Here is a 23,283-nt window from a genome sequence, read left to right as displayed (position 1 = left end):
TCCCTCCCTTTTTTATTACTCATTATCTAAATAATTCTGTAATTCAGATTCAGTCTTAAATGTTTTTATCCATGATACTTCCAATACCGGAGCAGCAGAGGTAGCAGATTTCATTTCCCATATTTCGAAAATAAAATGCTGTATTGTCGACAGTTTGTTGTCTTCTATCACGCTAGACCCAAATTTCGCACCTGATGCACTATTGAGACGAACAAAATGAATGACGCTTCCATCTTTGGCATTCTTCCTCTCCATGGCATTATTTCTGTGACCTCCATTAAGAGTATATTTTCCGCCGGTAATATCTCCGCCCCATACGTCTAGCACAAAGTTTGGATTATTGCTGCTGGCCAGCCCTGTCAAATTGACTTTGAATGCAAGAAGTGGGTAGATTGTCGGATTGACATCTGTGTATACGCTTCTTTCAAATTGTATTTTGTATTGCGTTGCGTCTTGTGCTACCGATTTTACATATAGTTTGCCATTTTTAGTCTCAGTTACAGAATTCCCCGAACGTGGAATCCAAAGACTTTTGTAAATAAATGTATCGTTAACCTTTCCTTCGGGAACTGTAATTTTAAATGCTTTTTCTACTTTCGAACCATCAGCATATGTTCCTGTTGCTGTCAGAGTAGTAGTTCCTGCACCTACGGCTGTAAGAATACCGTTTTCGATGGTTGCAACTTCCTTATTGCTACATGTCCATACCAAAGATGATGCTGTTGCATTGGATGGTGTTACTGTAAATAATAGCTTAGCTACTTCATATTTTGCAATATCCAGCATAGAAGGATCTAATTCTACATCTGTAACGGGAATTATTGGTCTTACAGTGATTGTTACAGATTTAGAAACATTTGTACCATCAACCGATGTTGCCGTAATAGTGGCAGTACCTTCTTTTATCCCTGCTACAATTCCATTAGCTGATACTGTTGCTACAGATTCGTTACTGCTTGTCCATTTGAGTGCATAATAAGTTACGTCGGAAGGTGTAAGGGCAGTTTTTAGTTGTAGTTTATCGGTTTCGTATACTTCCAAATCCGTATTTGTAATAGTTATGTCTTGAGTATAGACAATCCTATCTATTACTCTTACCGGAATGGTGGCAGAAGTAGCATATCCTACTTTAGGAGCCACAGTGATATATACTTTACCGGGGCTTAATCCTTTGATTCGTCCCGACTTATCCACTGTAGCTATCGTCTTATCTCCCGAACTCCATACTACAGTTGTGTCTGTGGCATAGTCCGGAGTAACAGTGTATGCAAAAGTAGTATCTCTTCCTACCAATAATGGAACAGTATCCATTGTGGTGTAGATTTTAATATCTGACAGAATATGATTCTCTCCCATTTGCTCTTTGTAGTCATCATTGTCGTCGCAGGAAGTGTATAGAATCAAAGTAAAACTTCCAAGCAAGACAGACATTGCTATATATTTTAATAAAGAAATATATTTCATATTATTCAATTTAAATTATTAAACATTGGTCTAGTTCCAACCCGGATTGTTTCCAAGATTTGGATTAAGTTGCACCTGATCGGCAGGTAATGGCAGTAAATAATTCTTTTGCTCCCATTTTCTTCCTGTTTCCAGAATCAGACAACCGTCAGAGTTTTTTGAATATGAAACGTTAGGCCATTTTGTTTGAAACTCTGTTCCGAGCCACTTAACCCCCAGTAGATCCATTGGCATTTCTACTTCTGCTGTTTTCCAGCGTTTTAAATCGTCTAATCTAAATCCTTCGTCAAATAGTTCTACAGTACGTTCTCTTCGTATCTCAGTTCTCATATCCAATCCATTGACAGATACAAAGTTGTTACTTAATTTTGGCATATCAGGATTTACTCTCAAACGAACAAGATTTAAAGAAATATTCAAATCCTCATCAGAGATGTTTTGGTCTCTTTCGAACACTGCTTCAGCATAATTGAGAAGAACTTCAGCATAACGGATAATCGGGAAATCATATCCTTCTCTAGTATCGGCAACAAGTCTTTCTGTAGCCCATTTCTGATTTTGGTAGCCACTTCCGTATACCGGATTTAGAGATTTAATAGCTGCACTTGCAATATCTTCTGTATCGCCTGCCCATGTTACCCGTGCTCCGGCATTGCTCCAATAGGTTTTGCCTGCAACCATCAATGAGTTTGTCATTCTGTTGTCACGGTTTTTAAATTCGGAGTCCATTTTGCTATAATCCCATGTTGATGGGTTGACAGGTAAACCATTACTTTGAAGATACATATTTGTCATTTTCCGAGTTATAAAATTTACCCCCGAGTTTGCAAAACGGCCTTTAGTAATGTTATATCCTATCGCATTAATTGACTCATCATGTCTTCTTGCAAAAATATATTCTTTGTTTGCTGTCTTTCCTATATTAGCAGGATTAGACTGTACGTTTTCCAGTATAAAGAGATATTTATAGGATTGTGTTCCCAATTCTTCAGGATTGAAGAGCGCAAAAGTTTCAGAATCGATAACATCCTTTGCTGCAATTGCTGCTACATCGAGCAATGCTTTGCCGCGGGTTTCATTGTTTCTTGATTTTTGCCATGTGCCTTCGTATAGAGCTACACGAGAAAGGAAGGCAGAAGCTGCTTCACTACTTACACGTCCTGCTTCTGATGTAGATATCGTTTTATGTGCAGGTAGTTTAAGAATGGCATCTTGCAAATCTTCAATAATAAAGTCTACAACTTCTGATCTTGGATTACGGGCAGTCTTAAGTTCGGGCGATGTAATATCTAATGTTTTTTTTACTATAATAACATCTCCAAACAGTTGCAGTAATTCGAAATAGAGATAAGCCCTGAAAAATTTAGCTTCTCCTACATATGTTTTAATATCGGTAGGAATAGCGTATGATTCTGACTTCTCTAGCAATATATTTGCCTGACGTATTTTGTTGTAAATATCTTTATAGGGAATAATGTCGTTGTCCGAAATTGGGATCGTGTTTGTTCCGTTACTATATATATCTGTAGTAGATGCTGTAACCAGATCGGAGCGTCCGTCCCAATGTATACTTGCATCCATAGATTTAAAATCTCGGGTCCATCCGTAAAACTGACTTGCAAAGAGTCGGTAATGTTCTGCATTTTTCCATAGGTTTGTTTCGGCCAGATCGGCTTTAGGATCCAAATCTAAGCATGATTGGAGAGATATGCTTAATAAGAGGATGAATGCTATACTTATTTTTATTAATTTCATGATAGTTCTGATTTAGAAAGTTACGTTTATACCTGCTGTAAATGTTCTATTGAACGGATAACGGTCTTTTTTTTCTATTTTTCGGGTTGCTTCCGGATCCCATCCATCATTGATGTATGTTTTTTCCCAAAGATCTGCTCCTGAAACGTAGATACGGGCACTACTTATAGCTTTTGTTTTAAGCAGAATACTCTTTGGTAGTGTATATCCGATAGTAATATTCTTTAATCTCAGATAAGCTCCGTTCTCTACAGACCAGCTTGACGGCATATAGTTGTAGTTGTTTATATCTCCATTGGTTGAGTAAGACGGATATCTGTTGTTAGGCGTTTCTAAGCTCCAAACTTTACCTATAGATTGATTAGTTGTATTCAGATAGGTAGATCTAAAAGGTACTTTCCATGTATCAATCTCTCTAAGGATTGTTCTTTTGCCAACTCCTTGAAAAATAGCGGAGAAGTCGAAATTATTCCATTCAAACCCGAAATCGAAAGAAAAAGAGTACTTCGGATCGTCGGATCCAAGATAAACAAGGTCGCTGGCATCGAGTTTTCCATCATCATTAACATCTGCAAACATATGGTCTCCTAATCTTATATGAGCAGGCATTCCTATGCTATTGCTCGTTAGATATTTAGCTTTATATGCTTCCAGAGTTTCTTCATCCTGAATTTTACCTGCATAGCGATAACCGAATATCGAGTTGAGTGGGTATCCATTTACAGTTGAGTTATATCCGGCTGTTATTGTTTCATTACCACCACTTTTCAGTTCATTAGTCATGTAAGTAAGAGTTCCACCAACATGATAATTTACATCTCCAACTTTAGCTCGCCAGATTATTCTACCTTCATATCCTTTGCTTTCAAATTTGCCATCATTCGTTTGTGGAGCTGTTCCTCCCAATACTCCCGGATAGACAATACCAACAAGCATATTGTTGTTCTTTCTCTGATAAAGATCGAAGCTACCCGACAAACGATTATTAAATGCTACAAAATCTATCCCTGCATTATAAGTATTAATTTTTTCCCATGTGCGTACTGTACTTACAAGTTCTTTTTTAGCAGCAATATAGGTTACATTAGAGCTTCCGATATATGCACCCGATCCGGCTTTGTATTCGTACAACTGTATTCCATCATAATTAGAAATTCCGTTTTGATTTCCGACTTCTCCGTATGATGCTCTCAGTTTCAGTTCATCTACATATTCTTTAATTCCTTTGGCAAAGGCTTCTTCTGTTATACGCCATCCTCCTGATACACCATAAAAGAATTTCCATCTGTTTTCCGGGCGAAATTTTGAAGAGCCATCATATCGTGCATTTACATCTAACAGGTACTTCGATTTGTAGTCATAGTTTAACCGAGAGAAGTAGGATAGAGTCGCAATTTCATATTTGTCCGGAGCTACAAGGTATATAGTTCCACTACCATTGATAACTTCCAGTTCCGACATTATATTACGAGCTTCAGAGCCACTATAATCGTACTGTTTGAAGTCATATTGGGTTCCTGCCATCAGATTGAAATTGTGAATTTCGTTTAGGCTTTTAGAATAATTCAAATAAGCGTTTGCCGAGTAGTTATCTGTTCGGGCATTCGTTTTCTTATAAGAGCTTTGGTCGGCAGTGGGGTAGTATCTGCTGTCACCTTTATGGGGTTGGCCATTATAGCTGAACCACTCTATCGAATTGTATTGTTCGTCTCGAGATGCGCCATTGGTCGAATATCCGAAAGTCCCTGTAAAATCCAGCCCTTTCATCAGTTGATATTTGAATGTTTCGTTAATGTTGAATGTTGTAACAATCAATTCATTGTCGCCTCCTAGTTCTGCCAACCAGTTAGGGGCTCTTTGTCCTCCCCATGCGTAAGCTTTTCCGTCGATAGTTGCAGCAGGTAGTCCGGGCTGAGGGATAGAAACTCCTAATACAGAGTTGATCATAGTAGGTGCAACCTGTCTTCTTCTCGATGCAGAGATTACAGACTCTATAGAGAAGCGGTCTGTCAACTGGAATGTATTATTCAGACGTGCATTAAATTGCTCATTCGAATTATTACCCCATTGCAGTGTACCTTCATCGTATAAATAGCCGAGAGATAGACGGTATTTCGACTTTTCGTTTCCGCCCGAAGCACTGAGGTTGTGTTGTGTAGAACTGGCTCCACCCCACAAAACATCTGTCCAGTTGATATCCTGGAAAACAAAGTCGGCAACACCTTGAAATGCTCCCGGTATGGGATCAGGATTTTTACCGTTGGTAAGATCTATATAGCGGCCTTTGTTGGCTTTTGCCAGATTTGCATATTTAATCCAGTTATGATCGGTGTAACCATCATTATTCAATGCCTGAATAATACCATCGGTCCATTCGTCAAGGTTCATCAGACGAGGTTGAAGCCCTACTTTCTTATATGTATAAGAGCCACTATATTCTATTTTTGTTTTGCCTGCACTTGGGTTTTTAGTTGTAACTAATATAACCCCTCCCGCAGCTTTCGATCCATAGATTGCAGCCGAAGCATCTTTCAGAAAGTTGATAGATTCTATATCTGAGGCATTCAGGTTTTGGAGTTCACCTGTTCCATCGGCCGGTACACCATCTATAATTAAAAGAGGATCTGTTGCATTTTTAGAAACAGCTCCACGAATAGAAACCTTCCAGCCCTCTTCTCCGGGTGCAGCTGAAGATCGGGTTATTCTAAGACCAGCCACTTGTCCCTGCAATGCCTGAAGAGGATTGGAGACAGTACCTTTATCTTTAAACATTTCTTCGCCGATCACAGTAACCGATCCGGTAAGAGTTGCTTTCTTTTGTGTACCATAACCTACAACAACGACCTCGTCCAAGATCTTGGAGTCTTCTTCTAAAACAATATTAATCTGGGACTGATTTCCTACAGTTTCTGTTTTTGTCACAAATCCCAGAAAGCGAAACTCTAAGCGTGATTGTCTGTTTGGGACATCTATCTCATACTTTCCATTGAGGTCGGTATTAGTCCCTTGTGTAGTTCCAACAACAACAACCGTAGCTCCTATGATAGGTTCTCCGTCTTTATCTACGACAGTTCCGGTTATTTTGGTTTTTTCTTGAAGAATACCGGCTATTCCGTTTTCTTCAGCATAAATGTCTATTGCTATAATATTTATCAAAAGGATAAACAAAATTAGTGCAACAGACCTTTTAGATAAAAGTCTCTTCATGATATTAGAATTAGAATTTATATTTATTTCACAAGTCAAAAGTAGACTAAAAAATACTATAGGGTTGAGATAATTAATGCCAAATGTATGGTCATTTTGTCCCAATTGCAGCCGGAAAGCTACACTACAAGAGAGCTTTATTAATCTATATTGTCAGATCGGTATTGTGTCGGCGTAGAATCAAACTGTTCTTTAAAATATTTATTAAAGTATTTAATAGAGTTAAAACCTACCATATCCGATATTTCGGAAATATTGTAAGAACTGTCTTTCAATAATTGTGCAGCACGCTTTAATCGTACCGACCTTATAAAGTCGTTTGGAGTTAAACCTGTTATTGATTGGAATTTTCTATACAGTTGAGTACGGCTCATGGCTAAGTCGTAGCTCAGTTGATTAACTGAATATTCTGTGTTGTCGATATTATCTTCAACAAATTTTACTGCTTTTTTTACAAACTCCTCATCTAAGGATGTTATTGTAATACTGCTCGGAGATATTTCTATTGTCTTATGAAATGCTTCTTTTCTTTTTTCCAGTTGTTCAAAGAGCATATCTATTCTTGCCAACAATACTTCCAGGTTGAAGGGTTTGGATATGTATGAGTCTGCTCCGGCCTTGTAGCTGTCTATTCGTGCCTCATCAGATATTCGTGCTGTGAGAAGAATAAATGGTATATGTGAAGTCTGAATATTACTTTTGGTACGGGTACAAAGTTCTAAGCCATCTACCTTTGGCATCATCAGATCTGAAATAATCAGATCCGGCGATTTCTGAATGGCTAACTCTTCTCCTTTTTCGCCATCGTCGGCTTGCAGGATATTGAATTTGTTACTCAGTTGCTCTACCAAAAAATGTCGAAATTCTGTATTGTCTTCTACTATCAATACTGTTTTCCGTTCTGTATAGTCATGAGTGATTTCAATACCTGATGGGTGCGATTCTGTTTCTTCTATTTTGTCTCCTCTCAGGTCTGTAGGCAAGAGCAGAGAAAAGATGCTGCCTTCTCCCTTCTTGCTGTTAACCGAAATTTTACCTTCGTGTAGCGATACATATTCTTTTACCAAGTGCAAGCCTATACCCGAGCTTGCTCCAGCCAGATTCTCTGAATGACTCTGATAGAAGCGATGAAAAATAAATTCAAGATCTTTTTCGTCGATGCCACATCCTGTATCCGCAATGTCAACAGACACAAACTCTCTACCGTCTTGCTGTACCAGCCTGATGTTAGTAGATATAAAGCCTCGGTCGGGTGTAAATTTAAGAGCATTGGAATATAAGTTGTTCAGAATTTTCTGCATTTTGGATTTATCAAAATACATATATAATTCGGAACACTCGCTTTCTATAATAAAATCAATGTTGCGGTTTACTGTTGTTTCTTTGAATGATGAATAGACATATTTTACAAATTCTATAAAATTAGCGTTATTTAATCTCAGTTTTTCTCCACCCATTTCTAATTTACGGAAATCTAATAACTGATTAATCAGATCCAGCATGCTATTAGCGTTTCTGTAGATAGATCTTAACTTATCTTTCAGGGGATTTTCCGATTGTTGTATCAGAGTATTCAGCGGAGTCATAATCAACGTTAGAGGCGTGCGAAACTCATGGCTTATATTAGTGAAAAACCTAAACTTCATTTGATCCAGCTCTTCCTTTTGCCTGTTGCGTTCCAATATTTCCTGCTCCAGTTGCTTTTGTAACCTTCTTTTGTTTAAGTATCTAAATATAAATACGATCGCAATGCTGACTAATATAGTGTAAAGAATATAGGCATAGATAGTTGCCCAGAATGGTGGTTTAATGGTAATAACCATCTCGGCAGGTACATCTCCCCATATTTTGTCATTATTTGCAGTATAAACAATCAATTTGTATTCTCCCGGATGCAAATTGGTATAAGATGCACTTCCTCCACCCGAAGTTTCTATTTCTGTCCATTCTTTATCGTAATTTTCTAATTTGTACCGATAATAAGTGTGAGACGGATTAACATAGTTGAGCCCTGCAAACTGGAACGAGATCGAGTTTTCTGTATGTTTAAGCTGTATCTCAGTCGTATTATTTATCGGATATCTGAGTATAGTATGCCCGTTATATTCAACTTCATTTTTTACTAGATTATTAAACAGATAGAAAGCTGTAAATACAGGTTTGTTTTTATTCGTATTATAATGTATTTTATCTGGTTTCAGCCAATTTATTCCATGATGTCCACCAAAATAAAGAACTCCTTTACGAGACTTCAACGAGGAGCGATCGTAAAACTTTCCACTTTGTAGGCCATCTTCCTGTCCAAAGTTTACTACGGAAAACTCATAATCGCCGGAAGTTTCCTTTATTTCAATTTTTGCTATGCTATTTACTGTCGATACCCAATATATGCCATTTTCATCTTCTTCTATTGCCGAAACAGAATTGTTTGACAGACCATTGCTTACATCAATAATATATACTTTTTTTCTCTTGTCGTCCCAAATACGTATACCTTGCTCTGTTCCAAACCACTCTAAACCTTTATTATCTTTATAGATATAATAATATCTGACATTAGGCCCTGCATATTTGAGGTTTTCAGGATCGTCTATTTCGGGTATGAATATTTTATCGTTTTTGGTATCGTAATAGTAAATACCATTTTCGCCGTATACAGCAAAGGTATTGTTATTTATCGGATAAAAGCTATAGTCTATTTTGTGAAAGTTTATTTCCGGATGCCTGTCCTTGAGCATTAATATTTTGCCTGTTTCGAGATTTAACTCTCCAACTCCTTCATTGGCTACGCTTACCCAGAAGCGACCTGTAGGATCTTCGTATATGGCTCTCGATATATTCTGATTAGGGTATAGCTCCATATTGGAAGATGACTTGTTGTATATTTTTATATTACTGCCATCTATGCAATAGAAACCGTTTAGATATGTCCCTACCCACAATCGGTTTTTTCGGTCGTGATACAATGAGAGGCATAAATCGTCTGACAGGATTCCTGCAAAAGCATTGGATATTTTTCCTGATGCAGGATTGTAGCGTTTGAGTCCATGAGAGGTTGTACCTATAAGTATATCTCCATTATTATCTTCTATGAGGCAGCGTATCGATTCGTTGGTGATTAAAGTTTCATTGCTGATTGTTTGTATCAACCCGAACTTATACATACTGGGATTGTAATAACATACACCCTGCCATAATGTACCCACCCATAGACCGTTGTTGTCGTCAATATACAAACATTGTATATCGTTATTCAAGATACCTCCATTGCTAAGCCTCAACCCTGATATAACTTCGATGGCATGACTTTTTCCATTTATTTTTCGTAAACCCGACCAGGAAGTGCCAACCCATACATTTTCATCTTTATCTAAATCCATGCAGGTAAAAAAATTGGAGACGCCTTTTATTGTTGCAACTTCTTTCCACTTATTTTCAGTCCGGTTGTAGTAGCAAACAGCATTATTGTACATCAGCCATAAATCTCCGGATGATGTTGGTATAATATTTAGCCGATCTGTAGTATCCGATATTTTGCCGACAAAAGAAGTATCCTGAATCGTAAATTCACCTGAAGCGGAATCCCAGCAACGGAGTATCCCACTTGAATATATAATATAGTAAAGATTCTTATATTGTGCAAGTTCGCATGGAACTCCATACTTAGAGAAAGAGCTGTCATTTGCATCTTCTATTTTTATCAATTCTTTTTTGCGAATATCATATAAATAGAAAGAGTTATCTTCTGTAAGAAACCAATAATTTTCACTTTGATCTATAAATAGGTTTTTAAGTTTTTGGTTGATACCGAATACTTTCAACTCGTGGTCAATATCATAAATGAATTTGTTCGTTTTCAGATCAAATAAAGACAAATATCCTGGAGCCTTCATCCACATACGTCCCTCTGCATCGTGATATTCTTTAAAAATCTGATATCTGTTAAAGTCCCATTTATAGTCTTTCCTCCTATCATGATAGAAATGCTCGAAGGTAGCACCATTATATATATTAAGAATAGAGACAGTGCGTATGGCTATGCGCCCGTCGGGAGTCATGGTGAAATTTCTTATTTGGTTGTCAGATAAACCATCTACTATATCCCAATGACGAAAAGTATATTGAGAATGTATTTCTGAAATCCCAATAAAAAATAGAATAATTATAATACTGAGTGTTTCGCTTATCTTAATGTTTTTCCTAACCATAAATCAAAATTAAGAATAATCGTTTATGTAAGAGTATAAATGACAAGAGATTTTTTTCTGCTTATTTACTGTACTCTAATCTATTCCGATTGAAGCTGCAAAAAATATTGCAGATAATTGATTAAATAATGAGCAAATCTATGGTTAAAAACGTTATAAAGAATATAATTAATAAAAAACAATTTGAACATCTATTTTCTGCAATAAATGCCTGATTTTAATTTAATATTATTATACCTTTAAACTTATTTATTAATTCTTGTTAATATGAAAAAAACTACCAAACTGACCGTATGTCTATTAATTATCTTAACGACATTACTTTCTTCATCTTACAGAGCCGAAGCTTGCACAAGAGTGGTCTATAAAGGTCCCAATAACACAATTCTTACTGCACGGAGTATGGATTTTACAATACCTATTCCTTCTAACCTATGGTTGTTTCCAAAAGGGATGGATCGAGATGGCAGCACCGGTAAAAATACTATGAAGTGGACTTCTAAATACGGAAGTATGACAACAAGCTCTTGGGATATTGCAATATCGGACGGAATGAATGAAAAAGGGCTTGTAGCCAATATGCTTTGGCTTGTAAGCTCAAAGTATCCTGACTTTAAGAAAGATAGTAAAGACGGGAAGAAAGGCTTAGCAGTCTCCCTTTGGGCACAGTATGCGTTGGACAACTTTGCAACAGTGGCTGAAGCTGTAGAGCAATTTAGTAAAGAAGAATTTGTTGTGGTTACAGATTTTATTCCGGGAACAGACAAGTTTACTACTGTTCATCTATCTCTATCCGATGCCAGTGGCGATAACGCTATATTGGAATATATAAACGAAAAGCTGGTAATTCATCACGACCCTTCTTATACAGTAATGACTAACGATCCTATCTTTGAAGAACAGTTAGCTATAAACGAATATTGGAAAGGTATTCCGGGCAATATATTTCTTCCTGGAACAAACAGGGCTGCTGACAGATTTGTAAGAGCATCTTACTATATCAAAGCAATACCTCAAACTGACGATACCAGAATTGCATTGGCCGGAGCCTTCAGCGTTATCAGACAATGTTCGGTGCCTTACGGTATTTCTACCGAAGGTTTTCCTAATCTGTCTACAACACGGTGGAGAGTAGTTTCTGATCAGAAAAATCTGGTGTATTATTTCGAAGATGCTCTTAGTCCGAATGCGATTTGGGTTGATCTGAAGAAATTAGATTTCGGTAAAAATGGAAAAGTAAAGAAGCTGGCTTTAGATGAAAATCAAATCTATGGTGGAGAAACTTCAAGTTTGTTTGTTGAAACAGAGCCATTCAAATTTCAAGGTATATAATTCAGCCTCCTTTCAGCTTTAGAGATAACAAAAAAGAGATAGCAAGCAGCTGTCTCTTTTCTTTTTTAGGAGAAAGAGAATAAAATACTTATTCTTTTTTTATTATAACTTTTTGTTCTTGTATATGAGGAGGATAGAATCTATTAAATAAAATTAGTTCGCCGTTAAGGAAGTGTAATAGATATGGTACATCCGAAACTGAATAAAATTTGAAAACTTCCAACAACCCATCTTCTTCTTGTGAGGTAGACTCTATAATATATTTATTACCCATTATTTGAAATACTTCTTGTTTAGTCATACCAAGATGTATCTTTTGTATTTTGCTGCTGTTATTATAGTTATCCCCGTAGAATACAGCGCACGAAGAAGATATTAGAGCAATTGCCAATAGAAGAATATATTTTTTCATAGTTGTTTTTTTACCAAATATAATAAATAAAGATAATTAAGTCAAATAAAAATAAAAAGGTTAATGAGTTCGAAAAGGTAGTCCTCTTACAATATATTTTATTTCAGGTTCAGTATAATATTCTTCAGAGATAGCCAAATAATAAAAAGCTGTTATTACTGATAGTATAGCAATGATAAGAATAAAGTCAGAATATTTAGATATAACCTTTCTTCTGTACATGGGGACATTTGTAGGATGTGGAAAAAGAATGTAATAGGAAAGTATGTGTTTAGTAAGTGAAAATTCTCATGTTTTTCTTAAATTTACAAATGCGATAGTACCAAATACGGATTATGGGCTGTTATAATTATCTTCTATAATTTATCTTTACACAAAATTACTATGCAGAGCCTTGATGATTTTTATATTGAAAAAGAAGAACCTCACAGAGGTTGTCTATTGGCACTGAGACACCTTATTTTGTCACAAGATGTCAATGTATCCGAAACCATAAAATATGGGATGCCTTGCTTTTGTTATAAGAAGAAGATGTTTTGCTATCTGTGGACTGATAATAAAACCAATGAGCCTTATATTCTGATGGTTGAAGGCAATCTTTTAAATTTCCCTGAATTGGAAAAAGGAACTCGTTCGCGGATGAAGATACTGAGAGTCGATTCAAACGAAGATCTGCCTGTTGAGCTGATAAGCGAAATATTAAATACAGCTTTAGATTTATATAGAGACAATGTAATAAGTCTGAAAAAGTGATTTGTTACATAGCTGTATAGTCTGAAAGATTCTTTTTCATTCTATTTTTTCCACATATTCGGTTGGGCTTTCACCGTAAGTATCTTTAAAGCATTTAGCAAAATAGGCAGGCGAAGAGAAGCCGGTTTCATAGGCAATTTCCGATATTGATTTTGTTTTCCCGTTTAACAATTGTTTGGCATACTTTAGCCTTATAATTCTTATCAATTCGTTTGGCGAATAATTGGTAAGAGACTTAATTTTTCGATATAACTGTGAGCGTGACAGTTTTAAATGTTCGGCAAGTTCATCTACATTCAACTCCGAATTGGATATATATTTTTCTACATATTTCTGAAAATCATTGATAAAGTTCTGCTCTATTTCTCCCAGCGATTCTTTTTTTGTGTCGTTGATCAGATTGCTGCCAAATGCTTCTTTTATCTTCTGACGGTTTTCGATAAGTTTGCGAACTCGTATCTTCAGCAAATGCGCATTGAAAGGTTTAGGAATATAAGCATCTGCTCCGTTTTCGAACCCTACCGACTTTTGTTCGTCCAACGAACACGCCGTGAGTAGTATAATAGGAATATGACTGGTCGAGATGTTCTCTTTTAGCGAAAGGCACAACTCGAATCCATCTTTCTCCGGCATCATTACATCACTTATAATAATATCGGGAATATATTTCTTGGCTTTGATGAGTCCGTCTGCTCCATCTTCCGACTCTATAATATTGTATTCTTTGCTTAAAACATGTTGTATAAATTTACGCATGTCCGGATTGTCTTCTACAATAAGTACCAAAGGTTTGTCTTCATCGAAGGCAGATGATGCTTGCAGATGGGTATCCGATGGTTCGGCCTCCAGTTCCAAACGGGCTTCTATATATCCCGACTCGTAGGAGGTCGACGGAGTTACTTCATTTTGTGCAAACGGAAGTGATACGTAAAACGTAGTACCTGTACCTTCTTCGCTCACAACATTGATCTTACCCCCATGAGCATCAATAAGGGTTGCACTTAGCGATAGCCCGATTCCTGTTCCTTCTCCGCTTTGATCTACCTTGTAGAAACGGTCGAAAACATTATTGAGCATCTGGGGTGGGATATAAGACCCCGAATTGAATACTGATATCTGGGCAAAAATGCCTTCGGGCATTATTTCTTTTTTTAGCTCTACTTTTATTTCTCCCGAAGTATTTACAAACTTGAGAGCATTGGATATCAGGTTGAAATATATCTTTTCCACCTTCTCTTTGTCAAAATCCACATCGAAGATATTGCCATCCGGCATAAAGCTAAAATTGACACGCTTTCTCTTTATCCATTCACTAAACAGAGGATTTATTTCTTCTATGAAAGTCTTTAAGTTGCCTTTAGTAAAATGTACCTTCATTTTACCATTTTCGTAACTCCTAAACTCAATTATCTCGGAAATAAGGTATAGCAACCGATTACTGTTTTTCTTGATTAAGGTAAGTAGTTCCTGTTGTTCTTTGGTTGGCCTTGTATCGTTTAATAAAGAATCTACCGGACCTAAAATAAGGGATAGGGGAGTCTTAAATTCGTGAGATATATTTGTGAAGAATACTAACTTGGAATGTGTGGCTTCTTCCAGTTGTTGCGATATAGAAAGTAGCTGTTCTTTCTGTTCCTGAAGTTCTTCTGCCTGACGTTTTATTTCATTGTTTTGCTGTTCGAGCAGCTTGTTAGCTCTGCTTTTAGCACGATAGGCATAGAAAGAAACGAGGAGAAAAAAACTGACAAGTATAATTGCAATAATGGAAATATAGAACAATGTCTTTTGGTTCGAGTATCTGGTCAGGCTATCGTTCAATGATGAATTTATGGTATCTATTTTGGCTTGTTGTTCTGCTACCTGTTCTGTTTGCAATTGCAGTACCCGCACATTACTCTTATCCACAACTGTGGTGTATAGAGTATTCTCTCTTTGGAAAGGCTTGCCTGTCAATATCTTCATTGCCAAGTCTACAACCTTGTCGCCTCCTGTGGGATATATGAAAGAAGCATCTTGAATGTTGTTTTGTATATTTTCTACTCCGCCGCCTTCTCCTGTCAATGCATCTACCCCGATTATGAATGGTTTTTTTCCATTGTATTTCAATGTTGCCTCATATACACCTGTTGCCATAGGATCATTCATTGCAAATATGAGGTCGATCTTATCGTATTCGCGTAAAACATTAGCCATCTGATTTTTTGCTTCTTCTTTCAGAAAGTTTCCCCGTGCTTCGGCTATAATCTGTATATTAGGATAGTTTCTCAGACCATCTATAAATCCTGCGTGACGCTCGGCATCGGATGTGGATCCGTTCCAGCCGCGCATCTCTATAATATTTCCTTTTCCATTTAGTATTCCGGCAGCATAAAGTCCTACTTCTTTTCCTATCTGATAGTTATCGGCTCCTACATAGGCTGTATAATCGTCGGTATCTATTTTCCTGTCTACTAATATAACGGGAATACCGCTTTTGTAAGCTTTTTGTATTACCGGAGTAAAGGCAGTAGATTCGTTTGGGGAAATAATTAATAGATCCACTTTCTGTTCTATAAGCCATTCTATATCTTCTATTTGCTTTTTTGTGTCGTCCTTTACGCTTTTTATAATAATGTTCACATCTTTATAAAAACCGATTTCACGTTGCATTTCTTTGTTCATTGTTTCTCGCCACAAATCGTCGCTACATTGCGATACTCCGATTGTGTACCGTACTTTTTTATCTTGTTTGCAGGACAATAAACAAAGTAGGAGAAGAAGATAAAGCAAAGTCTTAAGTTTCATGTCATCAGATTTTACAAAAGGTAACAAATATATAAAAGCACTATCACATACGGATATAATAGTGCTCTTTTAACTGTATTATAATTTATAGATCAACCTCCGTTGCGAAATAATTCTAAATAAGCATCGGGTAGTTTCGGCATAGCTCCATGTTGCAGGCAAACATATGCTGAGACCTCTACTGCCAGCTGATGAGCATCCTCGATCCGTTGGCCATGCAGATAAGCTGCTATAAATGCAGCTGTGAACGAATCTCCTGCACCAACTGTATCTGCAACATGTACTTTAGGTGTTGGCTGATACGATGTTTGGCGAGGTGTAAACACAAAACTGCCTTCAGTCCCTTTAGTAAGAATAAGAATATTCAGATTGTATTTCTCGAGAAGCTTTCTGCATATATCCTGTTCTTCTCCATCCCAGCCAAATAAATTTGCTATTTTAATCACCTCCTCATCGTTTATTTTCATCATATTAGCCATCTGCAATGACTCTTCTATGATTTCTTTCGTATAATAGTCTAAGCGCAGGTTGATATCGAATATTTTCAGGCTATCTTCGGGCATAGCAGCTAGAAACTTACGTATCGTTTCGCGCGAAACGGCACTTCGCTGAGCCAAAGATCCAAAGCATACTGTTTGAGTATTCTTTGCCAGATTTTCGGTACGGGCTGTGAAAGGGATATTATCCCAAGCCACATTTTCACAAATTTCGTATTGTGGCACTCCTGATTTATTCAGAGATACTTGCACTGTACCTGTCGGATAGTCAGTCGTCTCTATCAGATAGTTGAGCTTTTTATCTTCCAGACTCGATAAAATCTCTTTGCCCAAAAGGTCTTCACCGATAGCACTTACTGTATAACCATTAAATCCGAATTGAGACACATGATAGGCAAAGTTAGCCGGTGCTCCTCCCAAGACTTTTCGTTCGGGAAATACATCCCAAAGAATTTCTCCTAATCCTACAACAATATTTTTCATCTTGTACTTTTATATGTTTTTCTTGTTTTCTTAATTTATACTATGCGTTTGCAGTATTTCCTTTTAGCTTGAACGACATGAACAACAGATAAACAACACCTATGCTCATAACTGCCAATGCTCCTGCCTGTGAAGCCAGAGAATCGGTAGCCAGTCCCATGAAAAATGGGAATATTGTTCCTCCAAAAAGTCCCATAATCATAAGTCCCGAAACTTCATTTTTCTTATCCGGATTTTGCAACAGGGCTTGCGAGAAGATGATAGAGAATACGTTCGAGTTGCCAAAACCAACCAAAGCAATAGCTGTATACAGCGCTATTTTACTGTCGAATGCAAAGAAGCCGATCATAGCCAAGATCATACAGATAACGCTGATGCCAAAGAATTTTTTAGGTGAAAAGCGAGCCAAGATGAGTGCTCCACTAAAACATCCGATAGTGCGGAACAGGAAATAAACGCTGGTGGAGTAAGTTGCATCTTGCAGACTAATACCCAGACGTTCCATCAATATTTTGGGTGCTGTAACATTTACACCTACGTCAATGCCCACATGGCACATTATTCCAAGGAAGCAAAGCAGTACAAATTTGTTGCCTAACAAGGCAAAACATTCTTTGAACGAAGCATTTTTGCTATCTTCTTTTTCTTCTTGTATCGATGTAAATCCAAGCCATACGATAGCGATGATTGCTATTATCATAAACAGAGGAAATAGAAGCCGCCAGTTTTCGAACGAGAGTGCAGCCCGTGCCATTATAATGGGGGCTATGAAGGAAGCTATTGCTTTCACAAATTGTCCGAAGGTGAGTGAGCTGGCTAGCTTGTCTCCTTTAACGATACTTGACAACAGAGGATTGAGCGACACTTGCATCAATGTATTGCCTATTCCCAGCAACGAGAAGGAAACAAGCATGGAAGTGTATGAGTATTCGACAATAGGTATAACCAGCGATAGAACAGTGACAACAAGACTGGCTATTACAGTCTTGCGTCGCCCTATTTTCCCCATCAGTACACCTGTAGGCACAGAGAATAACAGGAACCAAAAGAAAACCATTGAAGGGAATATATTGGCTTCTGTATCGCTCAGCACCAAGTCGGCTTTTACGTAGTTGGATGCAGTGCCTACAAGGTCGACAAACCCCATACAGAAGAATGCCAACATAACGGGCAACAGGCTTGCGTATATACTTTTTTGTTTCATAACAGATTGTTATTATTTAAAATTATAGATATTGATATCTTCCACACTGATTGAGCCGTCATTAACATCGAAGGTCAAAGAGTTATAAACTTCGGTAGGGAAAACCTGATTGGTCTGCACCACTTCTCCATCGTTGACAAACAGTTCGGTAGACGACTTGTCTACAAACAGTCTTATCTTATAAGCTGCTTTTGTTACAAGAGGAGCATTGATCATTGCCTGTGCAAAGTTGGCGCTGAAATCAATAATTCCGCTTTTTGATCTGTCAACCGAAAGGATGTTTTTCTTCAGGTCGAAAACGAAACGGATATTTTCACCTTTGATGTTAACCAGCTTAAATTCAAAACTGTTCTCATTTTTAGGTTTTACGGTAAACTCAATTTCATAAGTACCCTGATTATCTTTTAGCAATTTTTCGATTGTATATGTTTTCTCCACTTGCTTGTTTTCAAGTTTTTCTCCGTCTCTTCTCATATCTGTCGTTTCGGAAATGGGAGGATTGGCTACAACCAAATACTTGCCGTTGTGTACTAATTTCAACTCACGGATCAACGTATTTGCACTTGAGAAATCGACAGGAGGAACAGAGTTTGCATAATCCCAGTTGTTCATCCATCCGATAAACAAATGACGCCCGTCTTTGGCGGGTACATTACTCCATGTAACGCCTGCATAGTTATCCCGGCCATAATCGAGCCACAACGGATAGTCCATGTCATCGGCCTTGAAGGTTTTGCCATCGAAGCTACCGATGAAATACTGAGTTGCACTACCTCCGTTAGGTCCTCCGGGATTGATGCTTACAAATAGCACCCACTTGGTCTGACCATTATAACTAAGAGGAAATAAGTCGGGGCATTCCCAAACACCCTCATGCGAGCCTAGTCCTTTTCCAAATTCGCTGAGTTTGTTCCATTCTTTAAGGTTTGCAGAACCATAGAATGTTATTGTTTGAGATGTAGCCAAAGACATTATCCACTGTCTCGAAGCATCGTGCCAGAATACTTTCGGGTCGCGAAAGTCTGCGATATTCGGGTCTGATAAGACAGGGTTATGTTCGTATTTGGTAAAGGTACGTCCTTTGTCGGTGCTATATGCAATAGACTGTGTTTGAGACTTTCCTGCCGATGTGTATATTGCTATCATGGCATCTCGCCCAAAGCCTGCTGTGTTGTTTTTGTCTATAACAGCACTACCCGAAAATATTGCGCCCAGCGAGTCGGGAGCTAATGCGACAGGCAGATACTCCCATTTTTTGAGGTCTTTGCTTACACTATGCCCCCAATGCATGTTTGCCCATCTCGAACCATAAGGGTTGTATTGATAAAACAAATGATATTCGCCATCGAGGTAGACCATTCCATTGGGATCGTTCATCCATCCGTATTGAGGGGTATGATGATACGACGGGCGATACGCTTCATTGTAATTGAAATTGAATGTATCGGATTGCTTTATATCGTTGAGATGTTTGTCTGTTTTCTTTGCATGTGCAAAAGTCAGAGTAACTTTTTTCCCTTTATATTTTTCGATGTCGATAGGAACCCAATAACCGATTTTTTCGGTTTGTGCAACCCTGATATACATCGGAACTCCTACAACGGCTCCATCTACATCAAGAGTTATTAAAGACTCGGGTGCATCGTCGTCTATTGGCACTAAGATATATTTCTTGTCTGCCTCAAACACCAGTTTGTGATCTACCATAAAAACACTCTTTTCAGTATTACTTTGCTCTATCTGATCGACAAGGATATGCCCCCATCCGCCACGTTGATTATCAACAATACGAATAATGGCACTTTTGCCCTTACTTTCTCTTACATCCCATGTCATCCATTGCAGTGTTTCGGATTCTACAACAGAACGAGACTTGTAAACGCTTTTGCCATCTACAACAAGCTCGATGTAAGTATCTTCGTGCATGCCTCCGCCGATAAGGAAATTGATGTAATCACGCTCTATTGTAAATTCTTTCGAGATCAGTGTACCCCGCGAATCGTCACCTCCATTGAAACTATTAGCAAGGAATTTTCCTGAAAATCCTTCTACATTTTGTTGCCCCTGATAGCCGCCTGTAGCAGGAGTAGCTCCAAAAGCATCGCCCTCGACAGTCCATCCGTCGAACGTACCCGACTCAAAGTCTTCGATTGTTATATCTGATTTTGTCGTACAGCCAATGAGAACAAGGGCTAAAATGGCATTACAGATTATTTGTTTTTTGTTCATCTATATTTTATTTTGATAATTTGACATCGGAAAAAGTCGCAGAACCACTATTAGAGAATATTCCCCAAGGATTTTGGTTCATTCGGTAAGAACGGGTAGATAGTGCTATCTGATTATTTACATAAATGACAGCGACCGATCCTTCTGTTATCACTGTTACATCAAACTCTTTATTTGCAGGAACAGGTAATTTTACGGACGCAAGTGTAGAGGGTGATTGTCCTCTTATGTTTTTGTCCATGCGTAACTGACTGTTTTTTAGGTCGAATACAAGATCATATACTTCGCGCAGGTTGCCACATGCACCAAAAGAGATACCAAAGCTTGTAGATGTACCTGCCTTTATTTTTGCTGTTATTTTGCAAGCACTTTTGGGCAGACGGTCGAATACTTTAACTTGTCGTTCTGAAGCATTCAGTTCTGTTGTACCAATAGCTGTTACATTCGAAAACTTATTGTTTAGCGACTCCGCTATTGTTACGTTCAACGTTCCGTCGCTATTCTGAGTCAACCGATGAACTGCCAGAGATCCTCCCCAATCGTACACACCATCATCCTTGTAACCGCCTTTGGTAGGTATCCACCCAAATAGATATCGGCTGTTTGTATCTGCTGCTGTTTTGGCGGCGTAGAATGCTACTCCGTCCAATGCACTGTTGGCAGGAGTTATCCAGTTGCTGGTACCTGTTTTGCGATACTTGTAATGTACCAACCGATCTCCTATACCCGAATAGATGAGGTACTGATAGTTACCCTCGGTAAAGACATCGGGACATTCTACCATGAAGGCTTCGTCATCAATGTAAAAGAATGGGTTTGCAGCATCCGGCGACCAATTAAAGAGATCGTTCGATTCGAATTGTGCGACAACTCCCTTCCATGCTCCGCCACCTACATCGGCACGAGTACTCACCAGCATTTTATAATTTGATCCTTCTTTGAAGACAATCGGGTCGCGAAACTCGTTACGGTCATATCCGTTGGGAGCTTCAAGACTGAACGAAGTTTGTTTGTTCCATGTTTGCAAATTGGTCGATGTGGCCAGATATATTTTTTCCTTTGGGTCTAATTCACCATTATGAGCTGTGTAAAAGGCGTAATATGTGGTTCCGTCTTTAAATACCGATCCTGTACCAAGTGCATCTTCCTGCGATTTGTCTTCTCCACAAGGAATAGCTTCACCTTTATCCTGATAACTGGTGAAATCACTTGTCGTAGCCATATACCAAGGGTGGAAAGTGGTTCCGGCAGGACGTTCGTCCTGAAGATAGAAAACATAAAATTTTCCGTTTTCATAAAAAGGCATCGGATCGCCTACCCAAGCATTAGTAGGGCGAAAGAATATATTATAATCAAAGTGCAGGTCGTTTACATCGTAACATGCAGGTGCATTGGGGTCTGCATTAGGATCGTTGCTTACATAATCAAGATCGTTACCGCAAGCACAGAAGCTCAATGCGCATAACGAAAGGGATGGTAGTATATATTTTAGCTTCATTGTATTTTATTTTTTCAGGTTGAAGCAGTCCGATATAGAAAGTGTTACCGAACTGCTTTTAATATAAAACTTATCTTGAAAGATATTCCAATATGTTTGATGTAAGCAACTCTATATTGCCTATATAAGTGTTAGCAGCGGAATTGTCTTCGTTGTACCAATCGTAGCTTTCGAGACCTATACATATAGTCCGTCCGCTATTGCCCGTTTTTGGATATTCGAAGATGCCCGCACGATTCATATCTTCGTTCCAGTGGAAACTAGCCAGATTGAGAGCTCCGTTGTTGGCTGTCCAGGCCGGAATGTTGTTAGCATAATCTCCCCATTCGAAATTCCATAATGCGTTGTGGGCTTTTGCTTTAACTCCTTTGCTCAATAGGAATGCCACATAGTCCGAACCTGCTTTTTTAGCTAATCCGTCAAATATAGGGTGAGACTCATTTCCTTTGAAACAGATTCCCCAATCGTCTCCGATAACAAACGGGTTGTTTCCTTGTCCCCACATATTATTTGCCACCTTGCCGTCTTTGGCTATGCCAAGACTTGCTACATATTGTACTGCCCACGAGGAGAAGAAGAACGAACCTCCATTCTGATAATAATCTTTCAGTTTGTTGGTTACTGAAACCGCATTTGCCTCCGACGGCAAGTTGCTGTCATCGCCATCCAGGTGCCACCAGATAGCCTTATAATTCTTAACGTTTACCTTTTCATCTTTAATGTCGCTAAATGAGATATAAGTGAAATCGGCAACATTTTCGCTAAACCACTTGTACGCTGCTTTTTCGTCTTCATTCGTTATTGCCGAGGCAGATTCTGCTGTGCCTAGAAAAGCAATCGGCTCGAAGCTTGTAGGTACAATAGTTACAGTGTATTCGAACGTTTCGCCCATGTATGACATTGTATATTTTACAGGATTGGTAAAATCATGTGCTGTTCCCGATTGTGGGTCGACCTTTGCCCCCGGAGTTGTGGTAAATACAGGAGAGAGAGCCGTAAGAGGTTGTCCTATAGGATATTTTACAATGATTTCCCCCGTTGTATTATCTATTTTTCCTTTGTAGTTGCCAATAGTAAATGTAAGCATCTTGCTGTGCTCTGCTTTTACGGTATAGTCCCAATATAGATTTCCATTTATCACTCTGTATCTAACTCCTTTCGACAGATCTACATTCGAAGCATTAGCCGGCGTAACCGTAGCCCCCTCCGGTACTTCTATTTGTGTTGTCATAGAAGTGAGATCGTGCGACCACGGGGAATATATAGTTATAGTTTGTGCTTCATCGTTTATCGTTCCGCTCACATTGTTGGCTTTGAATGATACGATAGATGCGTCTACATCGACAATGAGATCACCTTTATTGCTTTCGTCACACGATAGTAGAGAAATTCCACACACGAATGCCAAAATATATAATAGTTTATATGATACTGTTTTCATTCTTTTTCTGTTTTTA

General features: G+C 38.2%; 13 protein-coding genes. 2 read left to right on the top strand and 11 right to left on the bottom strand.

Features of this window, described 5'->3' with window-relative positions; all coding sequences use genetic code 11:
• Nucleotides 1-15 precede the first annotated feature (15 nt).
• The 4 genes from BGC7_RS03270 to BGC7_RS03255 all read right to left on the bottom strand — a co-directional run bounded on the left by BGC7_RS03270 (nucleotide 16) and on the right by BGC7_RS03255 (nucleotide 10,634).
• Nucleotides 16-1,464, bottom strand: coding sequence for an Ig-like domain-containing protein (locus BGC7_RS03270; RefSeq protein ID WP_050700142.1), 1,449 nt, complete (start codon nucleotides 1,462-1,464; stop codon nucleotides 16-18).
• 30 nt (nucleotides 1,465-1,494) lie between these two features.
• Nucleotides 1,495-3,219, bottom strand: a complete 1,725-nt coding sequence (locus tag BGC7_RS03265; RefSeq protein ID WP_050700141.1) for a RagB/SusD family nutrient uptake outer membrane protein — start codon at nucleotides 3,217-3,219, stop codon at nucleotides 1,495-1,497.
• 12 nt (nucleotides 3,220-3,231) lie between these two features.
• On the bottom strand, nucleotides 3,232-6,426 hold the full coding sequence (locus BGC7_RS03260; RefSeq protein WP_050700140.1) for a SusC/RagA family TonB-linked outer membrane protein: 3,195 nt from the start codon (nucleotides 6,424-6,426) through the stop codon (nucleotides 3,232-3,234).
• A gap of 140 nt (nucleotides 6,427-6,566) precedes the next feature.
• The gene (locus BGC7_RS03255; RefSeq protein WP_199318972.1) at nucleotides 6,567-10,634 is read right to left on the bottom strand and encodes a hybrid sensor histidine kinase/response regulator transcription factor; all 4,068 of its coding nucleotides are present in this window, start codon (nucleotides 10,632-10,634) and stop codon (nucleotides 6,567-6,569) included.
• Between the two features lie 267 nt (nucleotides 10,635-10,901).
• Between BGC7_RS03255 and BGC7_RS03250 the strand changes: the two genes are divergently transcribed.
• Nucleotides 10,902-11,966, top strand: coding sequence for a linear amide C-N hydrolase (locus tag BGC7_RS03250; protein WP_050700139.1), 1,065 nt, complete (start codon nucleotides 10,902-10,904; stop codon nucleotides 11,964-11,966).
• 88 nt (nucleotides 11,967-12,054) lie between these two features.
• Here BGC7_RS03250 and BGC7_RS03245 read toward each other — a convergent pair whose 3' ends face one another.
• Complete coding sequence (locus BGC7_RS03245) at nucleotides 12,055-12,378, bottom strand: hypothetical protein (protein ID WP_050700138.1); 324 nt, start codon at nucleotides 12,376-12,378, stop codon at nucleotides 12,055-12,057.
• Between the two features lie 384 nt (nucleotides 12,379-12,762).
• Here BGC7_RS03245 and BGC7_RS03240 point away from each other — a divergent pair, with 384 nt between their 5' ends.
• A complete protein-coding gene (locus BGC7_RS03240) occupies nucleotides 12,763-13,131 on the top strand; it encodes a DUF1801 domain-containing protein (protein WP_050700137.1) in 369 nt (122 codons plus the stop codon).
• A 36-nt stretch (nucleotides 13,132-13,167) separates the two neighbouring features.
• On the opposite strand, the gene BGC7_RS03235 is transcribed toward BGC7_RS03240, so the two are convergent.
• The 6 genes from BGC7_RS03235 to BGC7_RS03210 all read right to left on the bottom strand — a co-directional run bounded on the left by BGC7_RS03235 (nucleotide 13,168) and on the right by BGC7_RS03210 (nucleotide 23,267).
• Nucleotides 13,168-15,915 (bottom strand): substrate-binding domain-containing protein, encoded by a 2,748-nt coding sequence (locus tag BGC7_RS03235; RefSeq protein WP_050700136.1) that lies wholly within the window; start codon nucleotides 15,913-15,915, stop codon nucleotides 13,168-13,170.
• Nucleotides 15,916-16,007: 92 nt separating this feature from the next.
• Entirely contained in the window at nucleotides 16,008-16,895 is an 888-nt protein-coding gene (locus BGC7_RS03230) for a carbohydrate kinase family protein (RefSeq protein WP_050700135.1), read from the bottom strand.
• 40 nt (nucleotides 16,896-16,935) lie between these two features.
• A complete protein-coding gene (locus BGC7_RS03225) occupies nucleotides 16,936-18,099 on the bottom strand; it encodes an MFS transporter (protein WP_050700134.1) in 1,164 nt (387 codons plus the stop codon).
• A gap of 12 nt (nucleotides 18,100-18,111) precedes the next feature.
• On the bottom strand, nucleotides 18,112-20,328 hold the full coding sequence (locus tag BGC7_RS03220) for a glycoside hydrolase family 32 protein (RefSeq protein WP_050700133.1): 2,217 nt from the start codon (nucleotides 20,326-20,328) through the stop codon (nucleotides 18,112-18,114).
• Between the two features lie 7 nt (nucleotides 20,329-20,335).
• A complete protein-coding gene (locus tag BGC7_RS03215) occupies nucleotides 20,336-21,826 on the bottom strand; it encodes a glycoside hydrolase family 32 protein (RefSeq protein WP_050700132.1) in 1,491 nt (496 codons plus the stop codon).
• A 70-nt stretch (nucleotides 21,827-21,896) separates the two neighbouring features.
• Nucleotides 21,897-23,267, bottom strand: coding sequence for a DUF4960 domain-containing protein (locus BGC7_RS03210; RefSeq protein WP_050700131.1), 1,371 nt, complete (start codon nucleotides 23,265-23,267; stop codon nucleotides 21,897-21,899).
• Nucleotides 23,268-23,283 lie beyond the last annotated feature (16 nt).

The organism is Dysgonomonas sp. BGC7 (genome assembly GCF_001261735.1).
In the GTDB taxonomy this organism is placed as follows: domain Bacteria; phylum Bacteroidota; class Bacteroidia; order Bacteroidales; family Dysgonomonadaceae; genus Dysgonomonas.
Note: the sequence above shows the minus strand (reverse complement) of the source record. Positions and strands in the feature narration are given on the sequence as shown.

Coding starts and splice junctions, on each gene's coding strand:
- BGC7_RS03270 (WP_050700142.1), bottom strand. CDS start 1,464: ATGAAATATATTTCTTTATTAAAATATATAGCAATGTCTGTCTTGCTT.
- BGC7_RS03265 (WP_050700141.1), bottom strand. CDS start 3,219: ATGAAATTAATAAAAATAAGTATAGCATTCATCCTCTTATTAAGCATA.
- BGC7_RS03260 (WP_050700140.1), bottom strand. CDS start 6,426: ATGAAGAGACTTTTATCTAAAAGGTCTGTTGCACTAATTTTGTTTATC.
- BGC7_RS03255 (WP_199318972.1), bottom strand. CDS start 10,634: ATGGTTAGGAAAAACATTAAGATAAGCGAAACACTCAGTATTATAATT.
- BGC7_RS03250 (WP_050700139.1), top strand. CDS start 10,902: ATGAAAAAAACTACCAAACTGACCGTATGTCTATTAATTATCTTAACG.
- BGC7_RS03245 (WP_050700138.1), bottom strand. CDS start 12,378: ATGAAAAAATATATTCTTCTATTGGCAATTGCTCTAATATCTTCTTCG.
- BGC7_RS03240 (WP_050700137.1), top strand. CDS start 12,763: ATGCAGAGCCTTGATGATTTTTATATTGAAAAAGAAGAACCTCACAGA.
- BGC7_RS03235 (WP_050700136.1), bottom strand. CDS start 15,915: ATGAAACTTAAGACTTTGCTTTATCTTCTTCTCCTACTTTGTTTATTG.
- BGC7_RS03230 (WP_050700135.1), bottom strand. CDS start 16,895: ATGAAAAATATTGTTGTAGGATTAGGAGAAATTCTTTGGGATGTATTT.
- BGC7_RS03225 (WP_050700134.1), bottom strand. CDS start 18,099: ATGAAACAAAAAAGTATATACGCAAGCCTGTTGCCCGTTATGTTGGCA.
- BGC7_RS03220 (WP_050700133.1), bottom strand. CDS start 20,328: ATGAACAAAAAACAAATAATCTGTAATGCCATTTTAGCCCTTGTTCTC.
- BGC7_RS03215 (WP_050700132.1), bottom strand. CDS start 21,826: ATGAAGCTAAAATATATACTACCATCCCTTTCGTTATGCGCATTGAGC.
- BGC7_RS03210 (WP_050700131.1), bottom strand. CDS start 23,267: ATGAAAACAGTATCATATAAACTATTATATATTTTGGCATTCGTGTGT.